Genomic DNA, 25761 nt, shown 5'->3' with positions numbered 1-25761 from the left:
CCTGGTTGACGCCGACATGGAAGAAGAGTCCTCCAAGCTCAGCGCCCTGCAGACCCAGCAGCAGCTGGCGATCCAGTCGCTGTCGATCGCGAACTCCTCTTCGCAGAACATCCTCTCGCTGTTCCGCAGCTAATAGCAGGAGCGCTCGCGGGCGCTTCAAACCGAAAGATCGCCGATCGAAGCCGCGCTCCCCCGAGCGCGGCTTTTTTATGTTTGTTAACTCGGCGTTAACCAAACTCATGTTTTCTGCCGTCAATGAAACGGTATGTTAACCAAGCTTAAGAAGCGGTTAGCGGGCATGAAGCTGATTGCCGTTCCCGGTGGCGGACCGGAGTGTCCTTTTCAATATTTGCCAGCCAAGGACCAATAATTTCATGACCAGCATTTTGACGAACGTCGCGGCAATGTCCGCCCTCCAGACCCTCCGCAGCATCAATGGCAGCCTGGAAGAAACGCAGAGCCGTGTTTCGTCAGGCTACCGCGTCGCGGAAGCCAAGGACAACGCTGCCTATTGGTCTATTGCGACGACGATGCGCTCGGACAACAAGGCGCTGTCGGCCGTCTCCGACGCGCTTGGCCTCGGCGCGGCGAAGGTCGATACCGCATATTCCGCCATGGATAGCGCCATCGATATCGTCAGCGAGATCAAGGCCAAGATCGTAGCCGCAACGGAAAAGGGCGTCGACAAAACCAAGGTTCAGGACGAAATCGCGCAGCTGCAGCAACAGTTGCTGAGTGTTGCGCAATCTGCTTCCTTCTCCGGTGAAAACTGGGTTGCAGGCAATACAACGAAAAGCGTGGTCTCCTCGTTCGTCCGCGACGCGAATGGACAGGTGTCCGTCCAGACGACAGAATATTTCCTCGATGACTCGACCAGCGGCAACGTTCTGTTTGGCATGACGACAACCGGAGCAATCGACACTGCGACTGGTATCATCGGAACCTCCTCGGGCAGCGTTGGCTCGATCTTCAGCATGGACATCACGAGCTTCAGCGACAGCGATATTAACCTGGCATTGACCACCGTGGAAAACGGCCTCAGCGCGCTGACGAAGGCGGGTTCGCAGCTCGGCTCGATCTCCACCCGTATCGATCTTCAGGAAAGCTTCGTTTCGAACCTCAGCGACTCGATCGACTCGGGCGTCGGACGCCTCGTTGACGCTGACATGGAAGAGGAATCGAGCAAGCTGACCGCGCTGCAGACGCAGCAGCAACTGGCGATCCAGTCGCTGTCGATCGCCAACAACAGCGCACAGAACGTCCTCACGCTGTTCAAGGGCTAGAACGCCGCCAGCCACGAAGTGAGACCGAAAGCCGCGTCGCGAGATGCGGCTTTATCTTTGTTTTTGAAGCGATAATCAAGGTTGCGCGAGGCTTGCGGCACCGACGCCGTAGCCCTTGCGCCGGTCCGGAGCCTTGGTTACCTTCGCTTAACAGTTGATTTGTTTTAGCGACAAACCGGCCTGGAGGATCCAGTCGGGGGCATGACGCCAGCTCAGTCGCTGCCGCTCGCCGGCCTGTCCCGTTTCCCTATTCAGAGCCAGAAAATGACATACAAAATTACCAGCTCGGCACAGGTGAACGCCCTCGCGGCGCTGCGCATCATCAACAAGGACGCCGCAACGGTTCAGCAGCAGGTTTCGTCGGGTTACCGCGTCGAAACGGCTGCGGACGACGCAACCTATTGGTCCTTTGCAAGCGTCATGCGCTCGGACAGCAATTCGCTGCAGAACATTCACGACGCGCTCGGCGTCGGCGCATCGAAGGTCGATACTGCCTATACCTCGATGGACAGCCTGATTGACCAGTTGGGCGAGATCCGCAAGACGCTGCTGACGGCGAAGGAAGCCGGCGTCGACAAGACGAAGCTTAATACCAGCCTCAGCGAGTTGAAGGGACAACTGCAGACGACGGTTCAGTCGACCAGCATCGCCGGCGAGAACTGGCTTCTTAACCGAGATGCCACGCTTCCGACCTCGCGATCCGTGATCGGCGGTTTCGTGCGCGGCGCGAGTGGTGAATACCAGATGCAAACCATCGATTTTCCGGCGGACCAGACCGTCATGATCGATATGACGGACGCCAATCGCGGACTGCTCACGAAAACGGTAGATGCGAACACCCTGAATTCCGACGGCACTGCGACGGCGCGCAACTATTATCTGCTTAGCGCCGGCTCGACGACGCCGGCGACCGGAACGGAAATAAAGCTCGATAGCAATACGACGTCCGCACAGGTGGACGATATGATCGCAGTGGTCGATTCCCTGTTGTCGACACTGACGGAGACCGCGGCTGGCCTCGGCACGATGAGCGCGCGTATCGGCGATCGCGTTGCCTACACCGCGGACATGTCTGACTTGATCGACAAAGGTGTCGGCGCACTCGTTGACACCGACATGGACGAAACGGCGACCCTTCAGAAGGCGTTGCTTGCGCAACAGCAGATGGGCATTCAGACGATCTCGATCCTGAACACAGCCGCCAGCAAAGTACTGCTACTGCTGCAATAGTGAGGTGAGGCGCGGGTGAGCTTGTTGGGCCTCACCCTTCATCCTCGCGCAAGTTTGACTGCCTAGTTTCGATACAAAGGCGCAGTGCGGAAACCGTGCCTGATGAGTTGTCAGTTCATGATGGGGCGCGGCATGTCGCAGTCTTCTGCAGCGAGAGGGTGGATTCGGTGAGCGCGCTGCTTTCTCGGTATCTCAAGGATTTTGGAGAACCGGCCGTCGCCGCTCCCGTCGTGGATGCGGACGATTTCGCGAACGACTTTGGCGGCTTTGCCGATCTTGCCTCAGAGTCTGTCGTCGATCTCGAAGAAGAGCGCCACAATGCTCACGCCGAGGGCTATGCGGAAGCGACCGCCGTGTTGACGGAGAAGTATGAACTGGAAGCGCAAACGGTCGCCTTTGTTCACCAGCGCGAGGTCGAAGAGCTTCGCGACCGCTACGAGGTTGAGACTGCGGCGCTGGTCGCCTCCCGGCTTGATGCCATGGCGAGCGCGATTGCCGAGCTTGTCAGCGCGACTGTCGCAAGGGCGCTGGCCCCCGTAATGACCGATGTCCTGTCGCAGAAGGCTGCCGTCGATCTCGCCGGCATTCTTCGCGAGGCGGTATTGGAAGGCGATGTCGGCACCGTGACCGTCAAGGGACCTGCCCGGCTGTTCGATGTGTTGAAGGGTACTCTTGGCGAAAAGGCAGGTCTTCTGCGCCACCTTGAAACCGGCGATGTCGACCTGACTGTCGAATTTGGCGACGCCGTCCTTGTGACGCGCATGTCGGCCTGGGCGACGAGCTTGAAGAAAGTTCTGGAATGAGTGAGAGCGAAAACCACCATCACGGCAAGAACGAGATCATCATCGTCAAGCGGCATGGCGGCGGCGATCACGATGGGGCGCATGGCGGCGCCTGGAAGATCGCCTACGCCGACTTCATGACGGCCATGATGGCGTTCTTTCTCGTCATGTGGCTGGTCAACGCCGCGAACGAGGAAACCAAGGCCTCCGTCGCGACCTATTTCAATCCGATCAAGCTCTCCGACGAGAAGCCCACGCAAAAAGGCCTGAAGAAGCCTGTCGATCAGGCGGATGGCGATCAGAATCAGGAGAAGTCGAAGGAAAAGGAGGACAAGCCCAACGAGGGCGCGGCGGCGGCAAACGGCGACGACCAGACCTCGACATCCGGCGACCAAACGAACTACTCCGAAGCCGACTTCTTCGAGAATCCCTATTCGGTCCTGGCAGAAATTGCGCAGGAGGTCGGCCAGCAGGCAAACGTCAGCGCCAAGGGTGAGGGCGGCGCGAGCGACTCCGGTCCTGCAACCGGAGCCGACGGTGGCCAGGCTTATCGTGACCCGTTCGATCCCGACTTCTGGACGAAGCAGGTCGAAGTTACCCATGCCAACAAAAGGCAGCCGGCTTCGAAAGATGTTCCTGCTGATGAAGCAGCGGACGCCACGGAAGTTGCGAAGGCCGAATCCGGGAACCCGGCGGATCTGACGAAAGCGGCGGACGCCGGCGAGAGTCAGGACGCACAAGCCGCAGCGACAGCAGAGGACAAGCCGCAAGCCGAGGCGCAAAAAGCCGTTGGGCAGAAGAAGGCCGAGGACCTGCAAAAGGAAATCGCGCAGCAGATCAGCGGCGTGGCCGGCAAGCTCGCCGAAGGCCTCACGGTTACGGCGTCGGAAGGCGGCCTCTTGGTCAGCATCTCCGATCAGAGCGACGATTCCATGTTCAATATCGGGTCGGCCGTTCCGCGCAAGGAAATGGTGCTCGCAATGGAAAAGATCGGTGAGATCCTGAAGAGCAAGCCGGGCGCAGTCGCCATCCGCGGTCATACGGACGGCCGTCAATACAAGGGTGAAAACGAGAACTGGCGCTTGTCCATGGATCGTGCCCAGGCGGCCTACTACATGGTCGTTCGGGGCGGACTCGACGAAAAGCGCGTCTCGCAGGTTTCGGGCTTTGCCGATCGCATGCTGAAGGAGCCGGCCGATCCGTTCAATGCTGCCAACCGGCGCATCGAGATATTGCTGCAGGCGGATCAGGGATAATCCATGGTCCGTCACCACCAACGTCTTCTGCTTTTGCTTTTGGGGCTTGCGGTGAGCCCTGCTACCGGCGTGCACGCGGAAGATCAGGAGGACATTGTCCCTTACAAGATGCTCCGGTCGCTGCAGTTCGTGCAGGATTCCGTCGTGCTCGGGGATCACTCGGCTGCCGAGATGCAGCGCTTCATGCTCGGGACGATCGATCAGCGTCTACGCACGATCGATCCATCGGTTTTCGATGATGAGCGTAATGTCGATGCGGCGCTAATCTACGCGATGAGCGGTGGTAATCCGGAGACCCTCGAATATCTCGTCGCGCGCGACGTGAACGGTCACTTCGACAACCGGGTCAGCGACGTCCTGCGGAAATATCTGAGCGGCAAAGGCCTGCTTGTTGCAAAGAGCCTTGTCGAGACCGCAAACGAATACAAGGACAAGAAAATCGGTCCCTATCTGGCGCTGGTGGGCGGCAACGTCACCATTGCCAAGAGTCCAGTGGAAGCGCTGAAGCTGTATGATCAGGCTCGCCTCTATGCGCCGGGTACGATCGTCGAGGAGGCGGCGCTACGCCGCTCCGTGTCTATCTGCGTCGAAGCAGGGATGGTGGATAAGGGTCTCGACTACTCGCAGCGCTACGTGCGCCGTTTCCTGCATTCGCCATATGCCAGCCAGTTCGCGGATCTTTTTGTCAGCCTGCTGGTCAATCACGATCATGAGGTGAAGCCGGACGACGTTGTTAACATCCTCTCCTTCATGGACGAGGCCAGGCAGCGCGAGGTCTACCTCCGTATCGCCCGCGCGGCGGCGATCGCCGGCAAGGGCGATCTCGCACGGATGGCCGCGGCGCGCGCCCAGACGCTTGCAGGCGATTCTGATAACGCCTTTGGAGCGCTGGCGGATTTCTACGGCGGCATGGCGGCGATCCCGACCGACAAGATCGATGCGGCCACGAAGAACATCGAATCCATCCCCGAGCAGGAGTTGTCGCCGCGCGACCAGGCCCTCAGAGCCGCGGCAAAAGCTATTGCGGAACAAGTGCTTCGTCCGCCTGAACCGGCAAGCTTGACGCAAGCGACGACCCCTAAATCTAATGGCCAAGAAATTACTTCTGAACAGGCTGAAGCGGATCAGGGGGAGGTACCAAACCCAGTTCCAGGTCCCGTTGTGGGAGAATCGGCGGGGGGGCCGCCATCCGATGTTGGGGGACAGCAGGACGCCGACCCGTCATTCAACGCATTCGTGACGTCAAGCCGATCGCAGTTGGATGAGATCGACGGCCTCTTGAACAAAGAGAGTAATTGAGATGATGGACATCAGTGTTTTGGGGGGAGCATCCGGAGCAGGGGCTGCCTCTGGCATTGGCCGCCAGACGGGCAGCGGTGGCGATGCGGATGCAGGCGGGTTCTCCGATGTCCTGAACAAGGCAAGCGGCGGAAAGCATGACTCCGCCGAACAGTCCACGACCGGCCAGCAGGCAGGCGACGGCACCGATTGCAGCACATCTCTCGCTGCGCAGGCGCAGATGAAAGAGAAAGCGTCTGGTTCGGCGGACGAAGAAACGAAGACGACGGAACAGAACGGTAAGCCTAAGGGCAAGCACGCTGATGAAGCCGATTTGCGGGATCTTTCGGATAGGCTGGATGATGACGCTGTAACGGTTCGAAAGGGCGCCAAGGAGACGAAGGCCGACGGTGCCGACGACCAGAAGGTCGCCCCGGACGATAGCACGCTGTCTGATGTCCTGAGCTTACTCAAGCAAGTCCCGACGGACGGAACTGCGGCTGCAGCGTTCGCGGCGATGGCAGCCGCGAAGCCGGAAGGCAAGGTATCGACAGAACCGAAAGAAAAGTCCGTTGCCAGCGTCAAAGCCAAGGATGAGATGTCTGTTGACGCAGGTCTGACCGGCGTCGATACGTCCGCGGACGTCCAGCTACCCGGCACTGAGGCCGAAGGCGGTATCGACGCGACGACATTCCGGCTGACCCGTGCCGACGGCCGTGGTCAGTCCATGGACATGCATCTTGGCGTTGACACGGATGCCACCGAGTCCGGCGGCAAGGCTAACATCGAGAGCGTCTCTGTTCTGGATTCGCGCCGCTACATCGGTCTTGCGCAGAACACCAATTCTGCCGCCGTGACGGCCGCCATTTCCGGTGATCAGGAATGGGCGCACGCCATGCAGGCGAGTTCTTCGCTGTCGAACGCTGCTGAGTGGACGAGCACCGGCAAGGTGGTGAATACACTCAAGATCCAGATGAACCCGATCGAACTCGGTCTCGTCACGGCGACGATGCGGCTGCAAGGCGACGCGCTCAACGTCGATTTGAAGGTCGAGACACCAGCTGCCTACCGGCAGCTCAAGGAAGACCACGGGAAGATCATCGAGGCATTGCGCAGCCAGGGCTTCGCGATCGACAACGTGACGATCAGCATGGCGCCAGTCGACCGTTCGGACACGGGCAACCAAGCGACCGCACAGGGCCAGCAGCAGGGCCAGGCGTTTGCCCAGCAAGGCCAAGGCGGGGAGGCGCGTGAGCGCCAAAATCACTCAGGACAGCGAACTGGCGGAGGCTTCAATGGCTCGGGCGAAAGCGGTGTTGAAAGCACTTCTTCTGGCGCCGCTGGCAGTAGTCGCACTGGCGACGTCTACCTCTAGCGCTGAAGCGTCGAACAGCGCCTGCGAGGTGGAGATTCAAGCCGCCGCACTGAAATACGGTATTCCGGAAGGCATACTCTATTCCGTGGGTCTGACCGAAACCGGGCGCAAGGGATCCCTCTACCCTTACGCGCTGAACATCGAAGGCAAAGCCTTCTTTCCGCCCTCCGAGCAGGATGCTCTGAGGCAGGTCGATGTGGCGCGCCGATCGGGCGCGAAGCTCATCGACATCGGCTGCATGCAGATCAACCAATACTACCATGGTGAGAATTTCCGGTCCGCGGAGGAGATGTTCGACCCCCGCCGCAACGTGGAATACGCGGCAAGGTTCCTGCGCAATCTCCACGACCGACACGAAACCTGGACGATGGCAGTGGCCCGCTATCACGCCGGCCCCAACAATGACCCTGCCCAGAAGCAGTATGTCTGCCGGGTCATCGCCAATCTGGTCGCCACCGGCTACGGCAAATGGACTCGCAATGCGAGCACCTTCTGTCAAAATTGATTCAATCAAAACTAGCAGAAAACAGAACAAAACAGAAATGTGTCATATTGTGGCGAGAATCTGTCTCAATATGGCAAGGCAAATCACATTTTAGACCTTGTTAACTTTTCCACGAAATTTTTGTGTGCATAATTTCGGACCGCTACTACATCTAGATCAAATCGCGCCTCAATTCTTAATCAACTATTAATTCCTGCCAGTAAGTTCCTACAGCTTGTCCCGGAATCGCGCGATTCGTACCCATAGAGCATCGAGGTACCACAAGTGATTCGGAGGCGGACGAATGATCGTAGTGGTTGATGAGCGTGAGCTCGTGAAAGATGGTTACACTTCACTTTTTGGGCGGGAAGGCATTCCTTCCACAGGGTTTGATCCACGTGAATTTGGCGAATGGGTTCAGACGGCGGCGGACGCTGATGTCGCGGCCGTCGAGGCGTTCCTGATCGGGCAGGGGCAGCAGACTTTCGAGCTGCCGCGCGCGATCCGTGACCGTACCATGGCGCCGGTTATCGCAGTCAGCGATCAGCCGTCGCTGGAAAACACCCTTGCACTTTTTGATTGTGGCGTCGATGACGTCGTGCGCAAGCCTGTGCATCCCCGCGAGATCCTGGCTAGAGCTGCCGCCATTCGGCGCAGACTGAAAGCGATTTCCAGCCACACGGATATCGGTGCGATCCGCGTGTTCTCCGACGGCCGCGATCCGGAAATTCACGGTGAGGTTTTTGCGCTCCCCCGTCGCGAGCGTCGCATCCTTGAGTACTTGATTGCAAACCGCGGTCGTCGTGTCACCAAGACGCAGATCTTCAACGCGATCTACGGGATTTTCGACGACGAAGTCGAAGAAAACGTGGTTGAAAGCCATATTTCCAAGCTGCGCAAGAAGCTCCGGAAGAAGCTGGGCTTCGATCCGGTCGACTCGAAGCGCTTCCTTGGCTATTGCATTGACTGGAACTGATTTTTTCAGAACGGGCCGCGTTGCCTGAACCTGGTCGCTGCATTCTCGCGACATTGGTTCAACGCCAGACAGCCTCACGCAAGGCCCACCAAATACTCTCAAGCCTACTAAGGGGATCGAGGTTTTCAGATGAGCATTTTTGGCAGCATGAAGACGGCCGTGTCCGGCATGAACGCCCAGGCAAACCGCCTCAGCACCGTCGCCGATAACATCGCGAACGCAAACACGACGGGCTACAAGTCCGTTTCGACCGCTTTCTCGTCGCTGGTCCTGCCATCGACCTCGGGTAACTATAATTCGGGCGGCGTCCAGACATCCGTTCGCCAGTCGGTTTCGGAGCAGGGCGACATCTCCTACACGACATCAGGCTACGACCTGGCGATCTCGGGCGACGGCTTCTTCATCGTTCAGAGCCCGGACGGCGTTCCGGTTCTGACCCGCGCCGGCGATTTCACCAAAGACCCCGAAGGCAACCTGGTCAATTCCGCCGGCTTCAAGCTGATGGGTTATTCTTACGACGCTGGCGCGCCGGCCGTCGTCGTCAACGGTTTCTCGGGACTCGTGCCGATCAACGTCAACCAGTCCGGCTTGACGGCCATCGCTTCGACGACCGGTACCTTTACCGGCAACTTGAACTCCAATGCCAACGTCGCAACTGGCAACCTTCCGTCTTCCAACACGGCGCCGATCACAGCTGACACGAAGCAGATGTCGATGGTTGGTTACGACAAGCTCGGCAACACGGTTCAGTACGATTTCTACTTCACCAAGACGGCCGTGACGACGCCCCCGCCGGCAGCTCCGGGTGTTGCGAGCACGTGGGAGGTTGCAGTCTTCCGTCATGACGATGCGGCAACAGGTGGAACCTCATCATTTCCGTACACTTCGACGCCGGGTCCGGCTCTCGTTGGCTCGACAAATTTGACGTTCGATGCCAACGGCAAGATGGTAAGCACTGGCGCCCTCACCATCGCCGATCCCGTCACCACCGGTTCGATCGCCATGGACCTCAGCGGTTTCACCCAGCTCGCCGCTGATTTTGCAGGTAGCGGCACGCCGAACGGCCAGGCCGCCAGCCCGGTCAAGGATGTCACGATCGATAAGGACGGCACGGTATATGCCAAGTATGCGGATGGCACGTCGAAGCCGCTCTACCGCATTCCGCTAGCGACCGTCGCCAGCCCGGACAACATGACGCTGATGAGCGGCAACGTTTATAGCGCAAACGGCCAGTCCGGCGTGACGGTCACCGGCTTCCCGCAGACCAACGGTTTCGGCACGATCCAGGCGGGAGCACTTGAAAGCTCGAACGTCGACCTCGCCGGCGAACTGACCGAAATGATCGAGTCGCAGCGCAGCTACACTGCCAATTCCAAGGTGTTCCAGACGGGGTCCGACATCATGGACGTCCTCGTCAACCTCAAGAGATAAGTAGGGTTCGGATAAGCCATGTCGCTCACTTCCGCACTGAATACCGCGCAGAGCATATTCAGCAACACCGGCACTCAAAGCAGTGTGGTGTCGAACAATATCTCGAACTCCAGCAACAGCGACTACGTGCGCCGGCAGGCGATGATCACCACGTCGCTGAATGGAGCGCAGGTTGTGAAGATCAGCCGCGCGCAAGAAGACGCGCTAATGCGTCAGTGGCTGAAGGCGAGTGCGCAAGACAGTGGCCAGCAGACGCTGCTTGGTGGTCTGACCGACCTGAAATCGATCATGGGCGGCAACGACTACGAGACGTCGCCGGCCAACTACCTGGCGACGTTCCGCGAAAAGCTGCAGGCTTTCCGCACATCGCCAAGCAGCACCATTGCCGCGCAAAGCGCAGTCACGGCTGCGCAGGACGTCGCCAATTCGCTGAACAACGCGACGAAATCCGTGCAGGCGGTACGCCTGGGCGCCGACAAGGAAATTGCAACGCAGGTTTCGACGCTCAATACGCTGCTCGCGCAGTTCAAGACGGCGAACGATGCCGTCAAGAGCGAAACGGCAACCGGTGGTAACCCTGCCGATGCGCTGGACGAACGCGACAAGCTGCTGAAGCAGATTTCTTCGATTGTCGGTGTCAACGCCGTCGACCGTCAAAACGGCGACATGGCGCTCTATACGACGGACGGAACCGTCGTGTTCGACACCATTCCGCGAACGGTTACTTTCGTCGCGCAGGACACTTACACCGCCCAGACAAAGGGCAACGGCGTCTACATCGACGGCGTGCTGCTCGGCAGTGGCAAAGGGTCGACAACGACGGCGCAGGGAAGCCTGCAGTCACTGCTACAAGTGCGCGATGACATCGCAACGACGTTCCAGTCGCAGCTCGATGAGATCGCAAAGTCTCTCGTGACGATGTTCTCGGAGACCGGCGGCACTCCCACTACGACACAGCCAGGTCTTTTCGTCTGGAAGACGGCGACCGGAGCAACTGGCGGCACACCGACGACCACAGGCGTGATCGATGGCATCGCGGGTACGATTGCGGTCAATGCCGCCGTCATCACCAACCAGGGCGGCGACCCGATGAAATTGCGTGACGGCACGATCACCGGCCTCACGAATCTCAATCCGACGGGCAGCAGCGGTTTCTCCGACAATCTCGATGCGCTCTACACGGCGATGGGCGCGGCCCAGACCTTCTCGTCGACCGCCGGCATCTCGTCCAACGTGAACATCATGGACTACGCCTCCAATTCGATCGGATGGCTCGAGCAGTATCGAAGCGATGCGACGACTGCGTCCGAGAATACGGCAGCGGCGCTCTCGCGTTCGACGGAAGCTTATTCCAACGAGACCGGCGTCAATCTCGACGAAGAACYGACCCTGCTCCTCGACATCGAGCAGTCCTACAAGGCGGCCACCAAGATCCTAAACGCTGTCGATGAAATGTTGAAGTCATTGCTAGACATAGCGAGTTAAGCCATGAAAAGTTCATTTATTTCTAGTTCGGCCATTCAGAACGCAATGCGATTGACGATCCGCCAGTCGCAGAAGCAATTGGTAACCGCGTCTCTCGAGGCGACAACGGGCGTTTACGCCGACATCGGCGCCTCCCTGGGCTCTGGTGCAGCCAAGAGCGTGAATTTCACAGCTGAGGTCAGCCGCATCAAGGCCCTCAAGGGCAGCAATTCCATCGTATCGGCGCGTCTCGAAGCTTCGCAGCTCGGCCTCAACAGTATGAAGACGGCCGGCGACGCACTGGTCTCCAAGCTGACCGCGCTTCAGGGAAGCCAGGACAAGACCAGCATCGCGGTGGCCATGCAATCTGCCGGCGACGCGCTTTCGCAGCTGATGGACACGGGCAATTCGATGCTCAACGGCGAGTACCTGTTCTCGGGTATCAACACCGATGTGCAGCCGCTGACCAACCAACAGAATGCCGCAACGACCGCCATTCAGACGAACCTCGAAGCCTACGCGAGCGGCCTGGGCAAGCCGGTAAGCTCTTTGACCGGCGCCGAGATGGGCACCTTCATCACGAACTTCGTTGAGCCGATGTTCTCCCAGGACACGTTCAACGGCACCTCCACACCGGTTGCATTCCCGCCGCCCGGCGCACCGACCCCGGTTGCACCCGCGGCCTACGTCACGCCGCCGGCCTGGAGCGATTGGTCGGCTGCTTCGAACCAGAACATGACGAGCCGCATCAGCAACTCTGAAGTCGTCACGTCGTCGACCAATTCCAACTCGGACGGCATGCGCTACTTCGCGCTGGCTTCGATCACAGTGTCGGCGCTGGCCAGCCAAAATCTGGGCGCCGACGCACTGAGCAAGGTCACCTCCACGGCGATTGGCTATGCCGCGCAGGCCACGACCGGCATCGTGACCCAGGCGAGCCAACTCGGCCTTTCGCAGGAGCGCGTCGAGAAGGCCAATGACGCTCTCGATGCACAGTCGAGCATTCTTCAGAACAAGCTCGTCGATCTTCAGGGCGTGGATACGTCGGAAGCGTCGACGCTGGTCAATACCCTCCAGACTCAGCTGGAGACCGCCTACACCATCGTATCGAAAATCCAGCAGTTGAGTCTCGTGAATTACCTTTGATGATCAAAGGTACGAAAGACAAAGAAGGATGCATGAATGTATCAGTTCTCTTACTCCGAGATCATGGAGGACTCGGTGGCCGATGCGAAGGAGCGGGAGCGTCAAGTTCTCGACCGGTCCATAGAGCTGCTGTCGATTGCGCGAGACAAAGAGAAATACAGCCGGGAAGCCATTGATGCATTGTTCTACACCCGGCGCGTTTGGGTAAGTTTTATCGAGGATCTCAAGCATCCGGACAACCAGCTTGAGATCCAATTGCGGGCCAACCTCATCTCCATCGCGATCTGGATCTTGAAGGAGTGCGATCGGATCAGGCGCCGGCAATCGACAAACTACCAAGGCATTATCGACGTTACCACCATCATCAGGGATGGACTAAAATGAAAAGCACACTTCGTATCTCGCTAAAAGCCGGGGAAAAGATCTTCATCAACGGTGCGGTCCTGCGCGTCGATCGCAAGGTCGCGCTGGAATTCCTGAATGATGTAACATTCCTTCTCGAAAACCACGTCCTCCAGCCGGAAGACGCGACGACGCCTTTGCGCCAGCTCTATTTCATCGCGCAGATGATCCTCATCAATCCGGAAGGCAAGGATCAGTCGACCGCGATGTTCCGCAAGTCGATCACGATGCTGCTGACCTGCTTCAAGAACGAGGAAGTCCTCGCCGAACTGAAGCGCGTTGACGGTCTCGTTTCGACCGGCCGCGCCTTCGACGCCCTGAAGGCGATCCGCGGTCTCTATCCGATCGAGGATAGCATTCTCAACAACCAAGAAATGCACCCGACGATGGTCGAGCAGATTCGCAAGGAGATCGCACCATGGCGGTAGACGGCGTCTCAAACGTCAATAGTTCTTCGTCGTCGAGCACCTCGAGCGCGCAACAGAAGGCGACGCTCAACTACGACAACTTCCTGCAGCTCCTCATCGCGCAGATGAAAAACCAGGATCCGACGGATCCGGTGGACGCGAGCGAACAGATGTCGCAGCTGGCGAGCTTCTCGCAGGTCGAGCAGACGATCCAGACGAACAGCAAGCTGGACACGCTGCTGGCGAGCTCCAGCCTGACGCAGGCTGGCAGCTACATCGGCAAGTACATGACCAGCGCTGACGGCAGCGTGAAGGGCACGGTTGCGTCGGTGAAGGTTTATTCCGACGGCATCATTGCGACGACGACGGATGGCGGTAGTATTCTCGTTCAGGCGGGAATCACCCTGGCCGACAAGGCTCCGACGACGACCGACACATCGTCTTCGAGCTAGTTGAAATGACAAGGCGGTTCGGCCACACCGGACGGACCGCAAGGCGATATGAGGTTGCCTGCAATGAATGAAGCTGATGCACTTGACCTATTCCAGGCAGCGATCTGGACCGTTCTTGTTTCCGCCGGCCCGGCGGTCGCAGCGGCCATGATCGTCGGTCTGATCATCGCGCTGTTCCAGGCGCTGACGCAGGTTCAAGAAGCGACACTCACCTTCGTTCCGAAGATCGTGGCCGTCCTCGTCACCATCGGCATCTCGGCTCCGTTCGTCGGATCGCAGATTTCGATTTTCACCAATCTGGTGTTTTCGCGCATTCAGTCAGGTTTCTGAATCACTTTCGCGCAAGCTTCGCCATTTAAGTCTCGTTCCGAATTGGTGGGCATCATGCCCGCACCTCTCATGAAGAGACGGAATCGAAATGGCGCAACCTCCTGCACTCCCCCTCCCAAAAGCCGGACTTAGCGTACGTGATATCGGTTTTGCCATGGGCATCATCGTTATTATCTGCGTGCTCTTCCTGCCGATCCCGCCGTTCCTGATCGATATGGGACTGGCCTTCTCGATCGCCTTCTCGGTGCTGATCCTGATGGTGGCGCTGTGGATCCAGAAGCCGCTCGATTTCTCGTCCTTCCCGACCATTCTTCTGATCGCGACCATGACGCGATTGGCGCTGAACATCGCGACGACGCGCGTCATTCTATCGCATGGCAACGAGGGTCATGATGCCGCCGGCGGTGTCATCGCGGGCTTTGCCAGCCTTGTCATGTCCGGCGACTTCGTGATCGGTCTGATCGTCTTTTTGATCCTGATCACCATCAACTTCATCGTTATCACCAAGGGTGCTACGCGTATCGCGGAAGTCGGCGCGCGCTTCACCCTCGATGCGATCCCCGGCAAGCAGATGTCGATCGACGCCGACCTTTCGGCCGGCATCATCGACGAGAAGGAAGCACAGCGCCGCCGCAAGGAGCTGGAAGAGGAAAGCTCCTTCTTCGGCGCCATGGACGGTGCGTCCAAGTTCGTTCGCGGCGACGCGATTGCCGGCTTGCTGATCACGTGCATCAACGTCTTCGGCGGCATCATCATCGGTTATTTCCGCCATGGAATGCCGATCTCCGAAGCCGCCGACGTCTTCGTCAAGCTCTCGGTTGGTGACGGTCTCGTTTCGCAGATGCCGGCCCTCATCGTTTCTCTCGCAGCCGGCCTTCTCGTGTCGCGCGGCGGCACCGTCGGTTCCACCGAACAGGCAGTCGTCAACCAGCTCAGCGGTTATCCGCGGGCGCTTTCTGTTTCGGCGGTTCTGATGGCGATCCTCGGCCTGATGCCGGGTTTGCCATTTGTGCCCTTCATGTTCCTGTCCGGTCTGCTAGCCTTTGGTGCCTGGTTCATTCCCCGCCAGGTCGAGGCGGAGAACAAGGCTCGTCGCGAGCTGGAAGAAAAGAAGGTCGTCCAGAACAAGGAACTCGAAAAGGATTCCGTCAAGTCGGTGCTGCGCACATCGGAAATCGAGCTCGCGCTCGGCAAGATGGTGTCGACACGCCTGCTCGGCGCTCACCAGGAGCTTGCCTTCCGCGTCGGCAAGATGCGCAAGAAGTTCGCGACGCAGTACGGTTTCGTTGTTCCGGAGATCAAGGTCACGGACGATATCGGCATTGCCGAGAAGTCCTATCAGATCCGAATCCACGGCACGACGGTCGCGTCCAACATGCTGCGCGTTGGCGAAGTTCTTGTTGTCACCGGCTCCGGCCGCAAGCCAAGCATTCCGGGCGACGAGATTCGCGAACCAGCCTTCGGCATGCCGGCGGTGTCCATACTCGAAGCATTCGCCGACGATCTGAAGCGCGAGGGTTTCCAGCCGATCGACAATGTTTCTGTCGTCCTGACGCATATGAGCGAAGTCATCCGCAACAATCTGCCGGCGCTCCTGTCGTACAAGGATGTGAAGGTCCTGATCGACAGGCTCGATCCGGAATACAAGAAGCTGGCGGACGAGATCTGCTCGTCGCACATGTCCTATTCCGGCCTGCAGGCCGTGCTGAAATTGCTCCTCGCCGAGCGTGTGTCGATCCGCAACCTGCACCTCATCCTGGAAGCCGTCGCCGAACTCGCGCCGCATGTCCGCAAGACCGAGCAGATTGTCGAGCACGTACGTGTTCGCATGGCGCAGCAGCTTTGCGGGGATCTCGCGGACAACGGCGTGCTTCGCGTGCTGCGACTCGGCAGCAAGTGGGATCTCGCCTTCCATCAGGCGCTGAAGCGCGACAACAAGGGCGAGATCATCGAGTTCGACATCGACCCGCGCATGCTCGAAGAGTTCAGCGAGCAAGCGACAAAAGTTATCCGTGAATTCATGGATCGCGGCCTGCCGTTCGCCCTTGTCACCTCGCCGGAAACACGCTCCTATGTGCGCATGATCATCGAACGATTGTTCGCAACGCTCCCGGTCCTGTCGCATGTCGAGCTGGCCAAGGGCATCGAGATAAAGATTCTGGGCTCCATTTCATGATAACAGACCCGCAAGGGACCGTCCTGGCGCTGTTCCTGATCTTCTGCAGGATCGGCGGCTGTGTTCTGGTGATGCCCGGCTTTTCGTCTGCCCGTGTCGCACCGCACTTGCGGGTTTTCATTGCAGCTGCCTTGTCCCTTGCGATCCTTCCTGTGCTCTGGGAAACGGTCTATCCGATCGTCCACACATCGAACGCCACCTATATTGGCTACATTTTCAGCGAGTCGCTGGTTGGCGTCATGTACGGCATGCTTGCTCGGCTTTACACGCTCGGCCTGCAGTTCGCAGCCAGCGTGATTGCGATGATGGTCGGCTACACTCAACCGAGCGCGGGCGATATCTTCGAAGATTCCCCGGAAAGCAGCCTTTCAGGCTTCATCACCTTTGCCGGTATGATGATCCTGTTCATGATGGACTTTCATCACGTCGTCTTCCGGGCATTGGTCGATTCCTACACGTCGATGCCCTTCGGAGGCATCCTGCAGATGCGCAGCACGCTGATCTCGTTCACGGACACGCTGTCATCGACATTCATGATCATGCTGCGGCTCTCAAGCCCCTTCCTGATCTACGGCCTGATGTTCAACATCGCGATCGGCTTCATCAACAAGCTGGCGCCGCAGATTCCGGTGTATTTCATTTCGACGCCCTATCTGCTTCTCGGCGGCCTGTTCCTGTTCTATTTCTCAGTGGCGGCGCTGGTCAGCCAGTTCGGCCAATCCTTCGCCAGCGTGTTCATCGGCAGGTAGCGACATGGTAGACAAGACGCGCTCACAGAAACTGAAACGCCTCGTGGCGGTTCAACGTCATCTGGAGCAGATGGCTGAATTCGACCTTGCCGAAACGAGCCGTCAGCGGTCGGAAGTCAACGAGCAAATGGACAGCGTCATCCTGGCGCTCGGCTCCATGGACCCGGTCCATCATGCCTTCTCGCAAAGCTATGCGGATCGCTTCAACCGATTGGGGATCAAGGACAAGCAGCTGATCGGCATGCAGCAGATTCACGAAATGCGCGTTGTTCAGGAACGCGCCAAGGGCGATCGCCTGGAAGACGGCATGCGTGAGGCGCTCGAGGCCGAGCGCCGCGAAGCCGCCGACAACGCAGTCTATGATCTCATCGATCAAAAATTCGGTACGCCAGCCTCCAGCAAGCTTCAAAAATCATAATCGACACAATCTTAATCAAGAGGATTGTGACTTGGCTATTTCACCTCCGAGTGATCTGGTCCTGGATGTTGTCAAAGCTGCCGACCCGCTCGAGGTGCAGGCAGCCCAGGAAAAACTGAAGGCAAACCAGGCGGCGTTTGCCGCCAACAGTCTCGCCGAAGCCGGCAACGGCTTTACCTCGGCCGTCGATATTCTCGATCGCGCCGCGGGCAAGACCGGTTTGAGCGACAGCAAAAACCGCAGCACCAAGACAGAAGAGGTGCCGGAAACCTACCGCAAGTTCGAGGCCATGGTCCTGCAGAACTTCATCAAGAACATGCTGCCGAACGACAGCGAAGAAGTGTACGGCAAGGGTGCCACCGGTGATATCTGGAAGGGCATGATGGCCGAACAGCTCGGCAACGAGATTTCGAAGGGCGACGGCATCGGCATTGCCAAGCAGCTCTATCACGATGCGCTGAAGAAGCAGGAAGGCAAGGTCGCCAACGCTTCCACCGATCAGGACGATCGCAACATGGCGATGAGCATGATCGACGACTTCCAGCGCAAGACCTTCGGTACACCAACTGCGGACAACAAGTCCGCCAATGACGCCTGAGAAAATCGAGGACAAAAATGGAAATAATCTCGAACGACTATCGTATCAAATCGGTTCTTGGACGCCTCGAAATGATCATCGACAACGAGAACACGCGTATCGGCAACGATCCGCAGTTCGATCTCAAGGTGTCGAACACGCACAAGAGCCGCTGCCTCTACGAGCTGTCGATGCTCTTCCGCGACACAGACCCGAAGGAACTGGCTGCCACGCATCTTGATCAGCTGCATGGGCTCAAGAAGAAGCTGGTGCTGAACGCACGGCGCGTCGAAGCGCATCTGGAAGCGGTCCGCACCGTTGCCGATCTCCTGAAGAATGCAGTCCAGGATGCGGACGCCGACGGCACCTATTCCCAAGAGCAATTCGTAGCACGTGACGCTTGATGATTAAGCTCGTTCTGACAGGCGTCTGGGTTTGCGCGATCACGCTGGCATCGGTCTATTTCTCGGTGCACATGGCAACGGCACCTGCGCCGGCCCCCGATGATTCCAAGCAAAGCCAGCTCGAGCTTGTAAAGGGCGAGACGATCACCGTGCCGATCATCGCCGACGGTACAATTACCGGCTACTTCCTCGGCAGGATCTCTTTCATGATGAACAAGGACGCGGTGAAGAACGTGTCCTTGCCTCTGACGGAAATGACGACCGACGAGCTCTTTACATTGCTCGTCGGCAACAAGATGATCGACATCTCCAACATGAAATCCTTCGATCCGAACGCCTTTCGGGAGATGATAAAGAAGGACGTCAACCAGCATCTGGGTGGAGAGTATATCGAGCAGGTCATGCTGGAACAGCTCGACTACCTCCCCAAGACGAGTGACTCCGGACAACACAAGAGGACGGGCAAGCCCGTCAACGTCGTCGCTCCGGAACCGGTAGCGGATTAAAGCTGCCAGAGAGTGACTCGGTCCTTGCTTTAAGCGGCGCCCTTGGGGCGCCGTTTCTGCGTTTTTGTGCCGACTGTAGACGGTTAATAATTCCTTCCACCAAGGGGCGAAATTCAAACGGTTTTCCTAAGAGATAGTTGAAATCGCGCTGTTACAAGACCGGCCCGATGGGCTGACTGTGCACTGACATTCTGTTTCTCGGAATTCTCTCATGCGCTCCCAGGCCAACGCCACGGGTCGATGTTGAATCGTCTGGTGCGGCTATGTGATCTGTTCGGGGATGCATGCGCATGAAACACTATCGTCAGGAAACCGGCATGAACCTGATCGCGAATTTCGCGGTCTTGTCGTCGCGCCGCGCGATTTTCGATCTGCCGGTCTGCGACCTAGGCTGGGATGACGCCCTGGTGCTTTTCAATGAACTCCTGTCGATACCGGTCGGGCAGACATCCGTTTCCTTCGTCACCGCGCGCAACATGCTCATGGCGCTGCGCGACAGCGGCTATCGCGCCGTTCTTGCACAAAACCTGCTGCTTCCCAATGGTCCAGGTTTCAACATCGCGTCGAAGGTGGCGCATGGCTCGCCGTTCCCTGCCAGGTTGAGGGCCGGCGATTTCGTGCCGGCGCTGCTGACGTTCATGGAGACACCGCGCCGCATCGGCCTTATCGGCACGAACCCTCAAGAGGTTCGCCTGACTGCAGCGAAATTCCGTCGGCACGCGCCATGGCACGAGTTCACCGTCATTTCCGACACCCTCTCCCACACAGAAGGCAGGTCGCGGATCGTAGATCAGATCGACGGGCAAATGCTCGACATACTCGTCGTCGGAGCGCGCACTCCATTTCAGGAAAAATGGATCCAAGAGAACATCCGGGCGGATCACGCTCGCCTAGTGCTTGCTGTCGGCGACCTGTTCGATGTCGTGGCCGGTATGATCCGCCCCGTGCCGAAGATTGTACGGACGGTGGGACTTGAACGCGCCTATCGCTGGACGCAATGGCCGGCGCGCCCTGGCCTTCGTTCCGGCCTGGGCTTTGCTGCCTTCCTGTACTACGCCCTCCGGTACGACGGAACGCCGCATGCGGATACGGAACTGACCGACGCAAGGCCCGCCAGTTAACCTTTTCTTTGCCATGAACTTTTAGTGTTGGTTAACCCGTCCGCTTTCGCGGATGGCTTCGACCGTTCATACGCATGAGATCTGGCGATGTACGACAACAACCCGAGAAGCCAAGCCTTCCGCCGACCTGTGGCGGTCGAGGGCGAGCGTGTGGCGATGCCATCCAAAACTGCGGCCGCGATGCCGGCTGCGGAGGCAGAATTGCTCGGGGTGATCGAGCGTGCGCTCGAGCGGCAGCGGGCCAGCCGTGATGCCGAGGCGCCGCCGCCGCTTGTCAGCCGCATCGAAACGATCCTGGGCAAGCGGCTCGAGGCTGCGAACGATGCAGCGGCTGCCGCGATCGATCCGTCCTCTGTTGTGCCTTCGGAAGTTACATGCGCCACAGAAGCGACAGCGACCCCGAACGTGGCCACGCTGCCTACCGAACACAGTGCACCGAAATCGCAGCGTCTGAAGCCACTTGCGATAGTTGCTCTCATCTCCGCATTGGGCGCGGCGAGCGGTGCCCTGATCCCGGCCGAAACGGCGCGCTATAGCGCTGACGCTGTGTTCGCTGTCCAAGGTGACGGCGAAGGCCGTGCGGCCGTCGCTAAAGCGGCCGAGAAGACGCTTCGGTCTTCCCACGCGATCGCCGCAACGGTCGCTGCGTTGAAACTCGATCGCGATCCGGAATTTTTCGGCCTCTCCTCGGATGCGTTTGCGGTGGCTGTCGACCTGCTTTCGACCGATGGCGCTGCCGCCGATCCGCTTTCGCACGCAGAAGCATCGCTCGTTTCCGCAATCCGCACCACGAGCGACCCTCACGCCGGCACCATCGATGTCCAGGTGACGACCGGCAGCGCCGAGAAATCCGCGCGCATTGCGAACTACCTGGCGTCTGTCGTGACAGGCTCAGGAACCACAAAGGCCGCGGTCGAAGACGGGTCGCTGAAGAAGGCGGCCGACGCGGCGCAACTCGATCTTACGGCCTTCACGCAGAAAAGTGGCGAAGGCAACGTGAAGGTTGCCATCGATCTGCAGAGGCAGATCGGGAGCATGGACGCGGAACTGAAGGCAGGGGACGAGCGAATTGCTGCTGCCCAGGAAAGGGCCCGTCGTCTGAAGGCGGCGAAGGTTGGCGATGTCATTGCCGGTACGCTGGATGCGGACCTCATGTCGCCGACGCTCGTCGATCGCCGCGACAAGTATGTGGCGGCACAACTGTCTCTTTCACAGCTGTCGGCCAATCTCGGTCCCCGCCATCCCCGCTTGCAAGCTCAGCAGGCAGAGGTCGACGGCTTGAAAGCAGCGATCGGTGACGACATCGCCCGGCTGCTCCGCGAAACGACCGACGAGATGAAGCAGGCGACAGTCGAGAAGCGGCAGCTAAGCGACAGTCGCAATGCACTGATTGCGCAAAGCAAGGATACGGGTGTCGACCTGGCGAAACTCGCCGAGCTTCGCGACAAGGCGAGTGCGGCACGCCAGCGCCTTGAGGATGCGATCACGACCGGAGCGGTGACGCCTGGTGCCGGCAGCCTGCGACTGCAGAAGGCGGTGCAGGTCGCCGCAGTGCCGGCGGAGGAGGGCTGGCTCCCCACGTTGCTCGGCGCCTTTGCTGGCCTCGCATTTGGTCTTGCGACAGTGTCTTTCAAAGCGCGCGCCAGGTTCACGGCGTCCGCAAGGAAGGAACCGTCGCTGCCCACTCCCGCCCCGAAGCCGGTTGTCGTCGCGCCATCGGCAGCTGAGCCTGCCGCGATGCCGCAGGAAGTGGACATTATACGCGCGGAGCTCGCCGCCATGCGCGACAGGTTGCGTACCCGGCAGGCGGCATCCTGACCAGCTGCGACACGATTGTTCTTGCATTTGCCATTTTAGGCAGGATAGGGCGTGGACAGGCAAATCGCGCTGGGCGCCACCGGCTACAATGGGCGAAAGCAAGGGCAGGAGATAGTCTTGACGACAGTGATTGATGGCAAACAGGTCGCAGCTTCCGTAATCGAAACGGTGAAGGCGGCGACATCGGCGCTGGACAAGCAGAGCGGTGTCAAGACGGGTCTTGCGGTCGTGATCGTTGGCAATGATCCGGCCAGCCACGCCTACGTCAACTCCAAGAGCAAGATGGCGAAGGAATGCGGCTTCAAATCCGTCCAGCACACTTTGCCTGTCGAGACCACGCAGGATGAGTTGGCGGCACTCGTCGCGTCGCTGAACAACGACCCCTCGATCCACGGCATCCTTGTGCAACTGCCGCTGCCGAAGCATCTGAAATCCGAACCGATCATCCAATCGATCCTGCCGGAAAAGGATGTCGACGGTCTGCACGTCGTCAATGCCGGCAAGCTTGCAACCGGCGATCTTGTAACGGGCCTGGTATCCTGCACGCCAGCCGGCGCGATGGTCTTCGTGCGCCGCACGCACGGCGAAGATCTCTCCGGCCTGAATGCCGTCGTCATCGGCCGCTCGAACCTGTTCGGCAAGCCGATGGCGCAGTTGCTGCTGAACGCCAACGCGACGGTCACCATCGCTCACTCGCGCACCAAGAATCTGCCCGTTGTCTGCCGCAATGCGGATATTCTGGTTGCCGCCGTTGGCCGGCCGGAAATGGTCAAGAGTGATTGGGTGAAGCCCGGCGCCACGGTCATCGACGTCGGCATCAATCGCATTCCGGCTCCCGAGAAAGGTGAAGGCAAGACTCGTCTGGTCGGGGATGTCGCCTTTGAAGAGGCGGCAAGGGTCGCCGATGTCATTACGCCGGTTCCGGGTGGTGTGGGCCCGATGACCATTGCGATGCTGATGGCCAACACCGTCATTGCCGCTCATCGCACCGCCGGTCAGACACCGCCGACATTCTGATCCTGCCGTGGAGCAGGGCCCGTTGAGGCCCTGACGATCAGCTCGGTCTTCCAGAGCTCCTGCTCCGGGAAGGGCCCTTCCTGCTTGATCGTTCCGATGAGCCGTTGAGCGATGCGCACGCCTGCCGCCCGAAGCGAGGATCGTGTCGTCGTCAGCGGCACCGAGAAGTTCTCGGGCTTCAGATGTGGCAGGACGTCGTCATGCGCGATCAGCGAGATTTCCTCCCCGAGCTTCAGGCCGGCCTGGTTTACGGCGCGGATCGCGCCAAGCGCCAACACCGTACTGGAGCAGAGGATGGCCGTCGGCCGCTCCGGCTTCTGCAGAAAGCGCTCCATTGCGGTCTGGCCAAGCTCGTCCGTCATTGATGTGTGGCTCATGTGATCGTCCGGAAGCGACAATCCCCGCTCGGAAAGTGCGGCAATCATTCCGTTCTTGCGACGGATCGCAAAGTCGAGATGCTCCGGCCCGTTGAGCAGGGCAAAGCGCGTATGGCCGAGCTGAAGCAGCAGGCGCGCGGCATCGTAGAAAGCGCCTTCATTGTCGATGTCGAGGTAGGGATAGTCCGGCTCGGAGCCGAAGGAGCGGCCATGCACGAGGAAGGGCATCGAAAGCGACTTCAGCATCGGTAGTCGCGGATCATGGCCGCGCATATAGGCGACGAACAGCGCATCGACATTGCCGCTGATCGCAAGCCGCCTCAGCGCGCCCACTTCGTCGTTGGGATCGGCCGGCATGATCACGAAATGAAAGTCGTGGCGCACGGCCTCCTCGCCGAGGCCCGTCAGGAATTCGCCGAAATGGACGTCCGAATAGTGGTCGGGAGCGGTTGGCATTACGAGGCCGATGGAACCGGCCTTGCCGGTCGCAAGCCGCTGGGCCGCCTTGTTCGGACGGTATCCGGTTTCCTTGACGGCCTGCAGCACGCGCTCGCGCGTCGCCTCATTGACTTCGGGGTAGCCGTTCAATGCGCGGCTTACCGTCGTCTGCGACAGTCCAAGCAATTCCGATAGCTGTTTGAGATTCACGTGTTATGCTTCCTCCGCTCGCACTGGCCGCCAGCTCCCAATGGCATCCAAAGCGCTTTCAATTATGTAGCAGCTGCACCGCTTGACTCAAGCAAAATCGCGCCATATTCCCAAGGGTGTGGCGTCGGTACTTCGGGGATAACAGGGCCACGTCTGCTGCCATTTTCGCGAAATAGCTTGACTCTTTTCCATCGAAAGTGAAATGAGTGCATTTGTCAAAGCGCTTTGGAACGGCATCCAAATAGTTTCAAAAGTGCGGTTGGGATTGTGATGGGAGGTTGATCACATGAGAAAGACGTTTTTGATGGGCGTTGCCGCGGCGGCGCTTCTTGCTGCGGGTGCCGCGTCGGCTGCCGATCTGAAGTTTGCCCCCGGGCAGGATTCGAAGTTCAACTGGAAGAGCTACGACGACTTCAAGGCTGCTCATGCCGACCTGAAGGGCGAGCAGATGACCATCTTCGGGCCATGGCGCGGTGAAGACGAAGCCTTCTTCCGCAGCATTCTGGCCTATTTCACCGAAGCGACCGGCGTGGACGCCAAGTACTCGTCTTCGGAAAACTATGAACAGCAGATCGTCATCGACACGCAGGCTGGCTCGCCGCCGAACATCGCGATCCTGCCGCAGCCGGGCCTTCTCGCCGACCTCGCCGGCAAGGGCTTCCTGACGCCGCTCGGCGATGAGACCTCTGCTTGGGTCAAGGAAAACTATGGCGCCGGCGACAGCTGGGTTGGCTATGGCACCTACAAGGGCAAGGACGGCAAGGAAGCCTTCTACGCCTTCCCATACAAGGCCGATGTGAAGTCGCTTGTCTGGTATGTGCCGGAGAATTTCAAGGAAGCAGGCTACAAGGTCCCGACGACCATGGAAGAGCTCCATGCCCTGACGGACCAGATCGTCAAGGACGGCGGCGTGCCGTGGTGCATCGGCCTCGGCTCCGGTGGTGCGACCGGCTGGCCGGCAACGGACTGGATCGAAGACATCATGCTGCGCCAGCAGAAGCCTGATGTTTACGACAAGTGGACGACCAACGAAGTGAAGTTCACCGATCCGGCCGTCGTTGCCGCGATCGAGGAATTCGGCTCCTTCGCCAAGAACGAGAAGTATGTCAGCGGTGGCGTTGCAGCCGTAGCCGCGACCGATTTCCGCGACAGCCCGAAGGGGCTCTTCGGCGTGCCGCCCAAGTGCTATCTGCATCACCAGGCTTCGTTCATTCCGTCCTTCTTCCCAGAAGGCACGAAGCTCGGTCAGGATGCCGACTTCTTCTATATGCCGACCTATGCGGCACATGCCGACCTCGGCAAGCCGGTTCTGGGCGCTGGTACGCTCGTAACCGTCACGAAGGACTCCAAGGCCGCCCGGGCGTTCGTTGAATTCCTGAAGACGCCGATCGCACACGAAGTCTGGATGGCGCAGTCCAGCTTCCTGACGCCGTACAAGGGCGTCAACACGGCAGCCTATGCAAACGATCAGATGAAGCGGGAAGGCGAGATCCTGACGACTGCGACGACCTTCCGCTTCGATGGTTCCGACCTGATGCCGGGCAAGATCGGCGCGGGCGCATTCTGGACAGGCATGGTCGATTTCGTTGGTGGCAAGTCTGCGGAAGACACCGCCAAGGAAATTCAGGGTGCCTGGGACGCGATCAAGTAACAT

Annotated in this window: 27 protein-coding genes; 26 read left to right on the top strand and 1 reads right to left on the bottom strand. The window is 59.1% G+C overall.

What is annotated here, in order from left to right; genetic code table 11:
• The 25 genes from AC1DPR_RS12515 to folD form a co-directional block, all read left to right on the top strand.
• The coding region (locus AC1DPR_RS12515; protein WP_340650587.1) for a flagellin at positions 1 to 133 on the top strand (133 nt) is incomplete at its 5' end.
• A 241-nt stretch (positions 134 to 374) separates the two neighbouring features.
• Positions 375 to 1283: a flagellin N-terminal helical domain-containing protein gene (locus tag AC1DPR_RS12510; protein ID WP_018856795.1), complete on the top strand. Its 909-nt coding sequence runs from the start codon at positions 375 to 377 to the stop codon at positions 1281 to 1283.
• Between the two features lie 264 nt (positions 1284 to 1547).
• Positions 1548 to 2513, top strand: coding sequence for a flagellin N-terminal helical domain-containing protein (locus AC1DPR_RS12505; RefSeq protein ID WP_192240781.1), 966 nt, complete (start codon positions 1548 to 1550; stop codon positions 2511 to 2513).
• 167 nt (positions 2514 to 2680) lie between these two features.
• Entirely contained in the window at positions 2681 to 3316 is a 636-nt protein-coding gene (locus AC1DPR_RS12500; protein ID WP_477816424.1) for a hypothetical protein, read from the top strand.
• Positions 3313 to 4551: a MotB family protein gene (locus AC1DPR_RS12495; protein ID WP_018856798.1), complete on the top strand. Its 1239-nt coding sequence runs from the start codon at positions 3313 to 3315 to the stop codon at positions 4549 to 4551. Before AC1DPR_RS12500 ends, AC1DPR_RS12495 begins: the two co-directional genes overlap by 4 nt.
• Positions 4552 to 4554: 3 nt before the next feature.
• Positions 4555 to 5850 (top strand): chemotaxis protein MotC, encoded by a 1296-nt coding sequence (gene motC / locus AC1DPR_RS12490; protein WP_340650584.1) that lies wholly within the window; start codon positions 4555 to 4557, stop codon positions 5848 to 5850.
• Between the two features lies 1 nt (position 5851).
• Entirely contained in the window at positions 5852 to 7204 is a 1353-nt protein-coding gene (fliK, locus tag AC1DPR_RS12485) for a flagellar hook-length control protein FliK (RefSeq protein ID WP_477816423.1), read from the top strand.
• Positions 7146 to 7709: a lytic transglycosylase domain-containing protein gene (locus tag AC1DPR_RS12480; protein WP_025659524.1), complete on the top strand. Its 564-nt coding sequence runs from the start codon at positions 7146 to 7148 to the stop codon at positions 7707 to 7709. The genes fliK and AC1DPR_RS12480 overlap by 59 nt, the downstream gene beginning before the upstream one ends.
• A 283-nt stretch (positions 7710 to 7992) precedes the next feature.
• Positions 7993 to 8664 (top strand): transcriptional activator Rem, encoded by a 672-nt coding sequence (rem, locus tag AC1DPR_RS12475; protein WP_018856802.1) that lies wholly within the window; start codon positions 7993 to 7995, stop codon positions 8662 to 8664.
• A 129-nt stretch (positions 8665 to 8793) separates the two neighbouring features.
• A complete protein-coding gene (locus AC1DPR_RS12470) occupies positions 8794 to 10095 on the top strand; it encodes a flagellar hook protein FlgE (protein WP_018856803.1) in 1302 nt (433 codons plus the stop codon).
• A gap of 18 nt (positions 10096 to 10113) precedes the next feature.
• Entirely contained in the window at positions 10114 to 11580 is a 1467-nt protein-coding gene (flgK, locus tag AC1DPR_RS12465; protein WP_477816422.1) for a flagellar hook-associated protein FlgK, read from the top strand.
• Positions 11581 to 11583: 3 nt separating this feature from the next.
• Positions 11584 to 12705, top strand: a complete 1122-nt coding sequence (locus AC1DPR_RS12460; RefSeq protein ID WP_025659523.1) for a flagellar hook-associated family protein — start codon at positions 11584 to 11586, stop codon at positions 12703 to 12705.
• A 36-nt stretch (positions 12706 to 12741) separates the two neighbouring features.
• Positions 12742 to 13089 carry a flagellar biosynthesis regulator FlaF gene (gene flaF, locus AC1DPR_RS12455; RefSeq protein ID WP_007530128.1) on the top strand — a complete coding sequence of 116 codons (348 nt, stop codon included), beginning with the start codon at positions 12742 to 12744 and terminating at the stop codon, positions 13087 to 13089.
• Positions 13086 to 13535: a flagellar biosynthesis repressor FlbT gene (gene flbT, locus AC1DPR_RS12450; RefSeq protein WP_018856806.1), complete on the top strand. Its 450-nt coding sequence runs from the start codon at positions 13086 to 13088 to the stop codon at positions 13533 to 13535. The genes flaF and flbT overlap by 4 nt, the downstream gene beginning before the upstream one ends.
• Positions 13526 to 13966 carry a flagellar hook assembly protein FlgD gene (gene flgD / locus AC1DPR_RS12445; RefSeq protein ID WP_018856807.1) on the top strand — a complete coding sequence of 147 codons (441 nt, stop codon included), beginning with the start codon at positions 13526 to 13528 and terminating at the stop codon, positions 13964 to 13966. Before flbT ends, flgD begins: the two co-directional genes overlap by 10 nt.
• Before the next feature lie 63 nt (positions 13967 to 14029).
• Positions 14030 to 14296, top strand: a complete 267-nt coding sequence (fliQ, locus tag AC1DPR_RS12440; RefSeq protein ID WP_018856808.1) for a flagellar biosynthesis protein FliQ — start codon at positions 14030 to 14032, stop codon at positions 14294 to 14296.
• A gap of 88 nt (positions 14297 to 14384) precedes the next feature.
• The gene (gene flhA / locus AC1DPR_RS12435; RefSeq protein ID WP_025659521.1) at positions 14385 to 16472 is read left to right on the top strand and encodes a flagellar biosynthesis protein FlhA; all 2088 of its coding nucleotides are present in this window, start codon (positions 14385 to 14387) and stop codon (positions 16470 to 16472) included.
• Complete coding sequence (fliR, locus tag AC1DPR_RS12430) at positions 16469 to 17221, top strand: flagellar biosynthetic protein FliR (RefSeq protein WP_018856810.1); 753 nt, start codon at positions 16469 to 16471, stop codon at positions 17219 to 17221. The genes flhA and fliR overlap by 4 nt, the downstream gene beginning before the upstream one ends.
• Before the next feature lie 4 nt (positions 17222 to 17225).
• Entirely contained in the window at positions 17226 to 17639 is a 414-nt protein-coding gene (locus AC1DPR_RS12425; protein ID WP_018856811.1) for a hypothetical protein, read from the top strand.
• 31 nt (positions 17640 to 17670) lie between these two features.
• Positions 17671 to 18237, top strand: a complete 567-nt coding sequence (locus AC1DPR_RS12420) for a rod-binding protein (RefSeq protein WP_025659520.1) — start codon at positions 17671 to 17673, stop codon at positions 18235 to 18237.
• 17 nt (positions 18238 to 18254) lie between these two features.
• The gene (locus AC1DPR_RS12415; protein WP_018856813.1) at positions 18255 to 18620 is read left to right on the top strand and encodes a hypothetical protein; all 366 of its coding nucleotides are present in this window, start codon (positions 18255 to 18257) and stop codon (positions 18618 to 18620) included.
• Positions 18620 to 19126 (top strand): membrane protein, encoded by a 507-nt coding sequence (locus AC1DPR_RS12410; RefSeq protein WP_025659519.1) that lies wholly within the window; start codon positions 18620 to 18622, stop codon positions 19124 to 19126. Before AC1DPR_RS12415 ends, AC1DPR_RS12410 begins: the two co-directional genes overlap by 1 nt.
• 317 nt (positions 19127 to 19443) lie before the next feature.
• Positions 19444 to 20247, top strand: a complete 804-nt coding sequence (locus tag AC1DPR_RS12405; protein ID WP_113470057.1) for a WecB/TagA/CpsF family glycosyltransferase — start codon at positions 19444 to 19446, stop codon at positions 20245 to 20247.
• Between the two features lie 87 nt (positions 20248 to 20334).
• Positions 20335 to 22065: a GumC domain-containing protein gene (locus AC1DPR_RS12400; RefSeq protein ID WP_113470056.1), complete on the top strand. Its 1731-nt coding sequence runs from the start codon at positions 20335 to 20337 to the stop codon at positions 22063 to 22065.
• Between the two features lie 117 nt (positions 22066 to 22182).
• Positions 22183 to 23082, top strand: coding sequence for a bifunctional methylenetetrahydrofolate dehydrogenase/methenyltetrahydrofolate cyclohydrolase FolD (folD, locus tag AC1DPR_RS12395; protein ID WP_113470072.1), 900 nt, complete (start codon positions 22183 to 22185; stop codon positions 23080 to 23082).
• Here the strand turns inward: folD and AC1DPR_RS12390 are convergent.
• Positions 23061 to 24107 carry a LacI family DNA-binding transcriptional regulator gene (locus AC1DPR_RS12390; protein ID WP_113470055.1) on the bottom strand — a complete coding sequence of 349 codons (1047 nt, stop codon included), beginning with the start codon at positions 24105 to 24107 and terminating at the stop codon, positions 23061 to 23063. The genes folD and AC1DPR_RS12390 overlap by 22 nt on opposite strands.
• A 286-nt stretch (positions 24108 to 24393) precedes the next feature.
• Between AC1DPR_RS12390 and AC1DPR_RS12385 the strand changes: the two genes are divergently transcribed.
• A complete protein-coding gene (locus AC1DPR_RS12385) occupies positions 24394 to 25758 on the top strand; it encodes an ABC transporter substrate-binding protein (protein WP_113470054.1) in 1365 nt (454 codons plus the stop codon).
• Positions 25759 to 25761: the final 3 nt, after the last annotated feature.

The sequence above is a fragment of the Rhizobium sp. 01T417 genome (genome assembly GCF_056398905.1).
This window is presented reverse-complemented; position numbering and strand designations above follow the sequence as displayed.

What these genes read in the sequence shown, in the direction of transcription:
- AC1DPR_RS12510 (WP_018856795.1), top strand. Translation starts at nt 375, where the DNA reads ATGACCAGCATTTTGACGAACGTCGCGGCAATGTCCGCCCTCCAGACC.
- AC1DPR_RS12505 (WP_192240781.1), top strand. Translation starts at nt 1,548, where the DNA reads ATGACATACAAAATTACCAGCTCGGCACAGGTGAACGCCCTCGCGGCG.
- AC1DPR_RS12495 (WP_018856798.1), top strand. Translation starts at nt 3,313, where the DNA reads ATGAGTGAGAGCGAAAACCACCATCACGGCAAGAACGAGATCATCATC.
- motC (WP_340650584.1), top strand. Translation starts at nt 4,555, where the DNA reads ATGGTCCGTCACCACCAACGTCTTCTGCTTTTGCTTTTGGGGCTTGCG.
- fliK (WP_477816423.1), top strand. Translation starts at nt 5,852, where the DNA reads ATGATGGACATCAGTGTTTTGGGGGGAGCATCCGGAGCAGGGGCTGCC.
- rem (WP_018856802.1), top strand. Translation starts at nt 7,993, where the DNA reads ATGATCGTAGTGGTTGATGAGCGTGAGCTCGTGAAAGATGGTTACACT.
- AC1DPR_RS12470 (WP_018856803.1), top strand. Translation starts at nt 8,794, where the DNA reads ATGAGCATTTTTGGCAGCATGAAGACGGCCGTGTCCGGCATGAACGCC.
- AC1DPR_RS12460 (WP_025659523.1), top strand. Translation starts at nt 11,584, where the DNA reads ATGAAAAGTTCATTTATTTCTAGTTCGGCCATTCAGAACGCAATGCGA.
- flaF (WP_007530128.1), top strand. Translation starts at nt 12,742, where the DNA reads ATGTATCAGTTCTCTTACTCCGAGATCATGGAGGACTCGGTGGCCGAT.
- flbT (WP_018856806.1), top strand. Translation starts at nt 13,086, where the DNA reads ATGAAAAGCACACTTCGTATCTCGCTAAAAGCCGGGGAAAAGATCTTC.
- flgD (WP_018856807.1), top strand. Translation starts at nt 13,526, where the DNA reads ATGGCGGTAGACGGCGTCTCAAACGTCAATAGTTCTTCGTCGTCGAGC.
- fliQ (WP_018856808.1), top strand. Translation starts at nt 14,030, where the DNA reads ATGAATGAAGCTGATGCACTTGACCTATTCCAGGCAGCGATCTGGACC.
- flhA (WP_025659521.1), top strand. Translation starts at nt 14,385, where the DNA reads ATGGCGCAACCTCCTGCACTCCCCCTCCCAAAAGCCGGACTTAGCGTA.
- fliR (WP_018856810.1), top strand. Translation starts at nt 16,469, where the DNA reads ATGATAACAGACCCGCAAGGGACCGTCCTGGCGCTGTTCCTGATCTTC.
- AC1DPR_RS12425 (WP_018856811.1), top strand. Translation starts at nt 17,226, where the DNA reads ATGGTAGACAAGACGCGCTCACAGAAACTGAAACGCCTCGTGGCGGTT.
- AC1DPR_RS12415 (WP_018856813.1), top strand. Translation starts at nt 18,255, where the DNA reads ATGGAAATAATCTCGAACGACTATCGTATCAAATCGGTTCTTGGACGC.
- AC1DPR_RS12410 (WP_025659519.1), top strand. Translation starts at nt 18,620, where the DNA reads ATGATTAAGCTCGTTCTGACAGGCGTCTGGGTTTGCGCGATCACGCTG.
- AC1DPR_RS12405 (WP_113470057.1), top strand. Translation starts at nt 19,444, where the DNA reads ATGAACCTGATCGCGAATTTCGCGGTCTTGTCGTCGCGCCGCGCGATT.
- AC1DPR_RS12400 (WP_113470056.1), top strand. Translation starts at nt 20,335, where the DNA reads ATGTACGACAACAACCCGAGAAGCCAAGCCTTCCGCCGACCTGTGGCG.
- AC1DPR_RS12385 (WP_113470054.1), top strand. Translation starts at nt 24,394, where the DNA reads ATGAGAAAGACGTTTTTGATGGGCGTTGCCGCGGCGGCGCTTCTTGCT.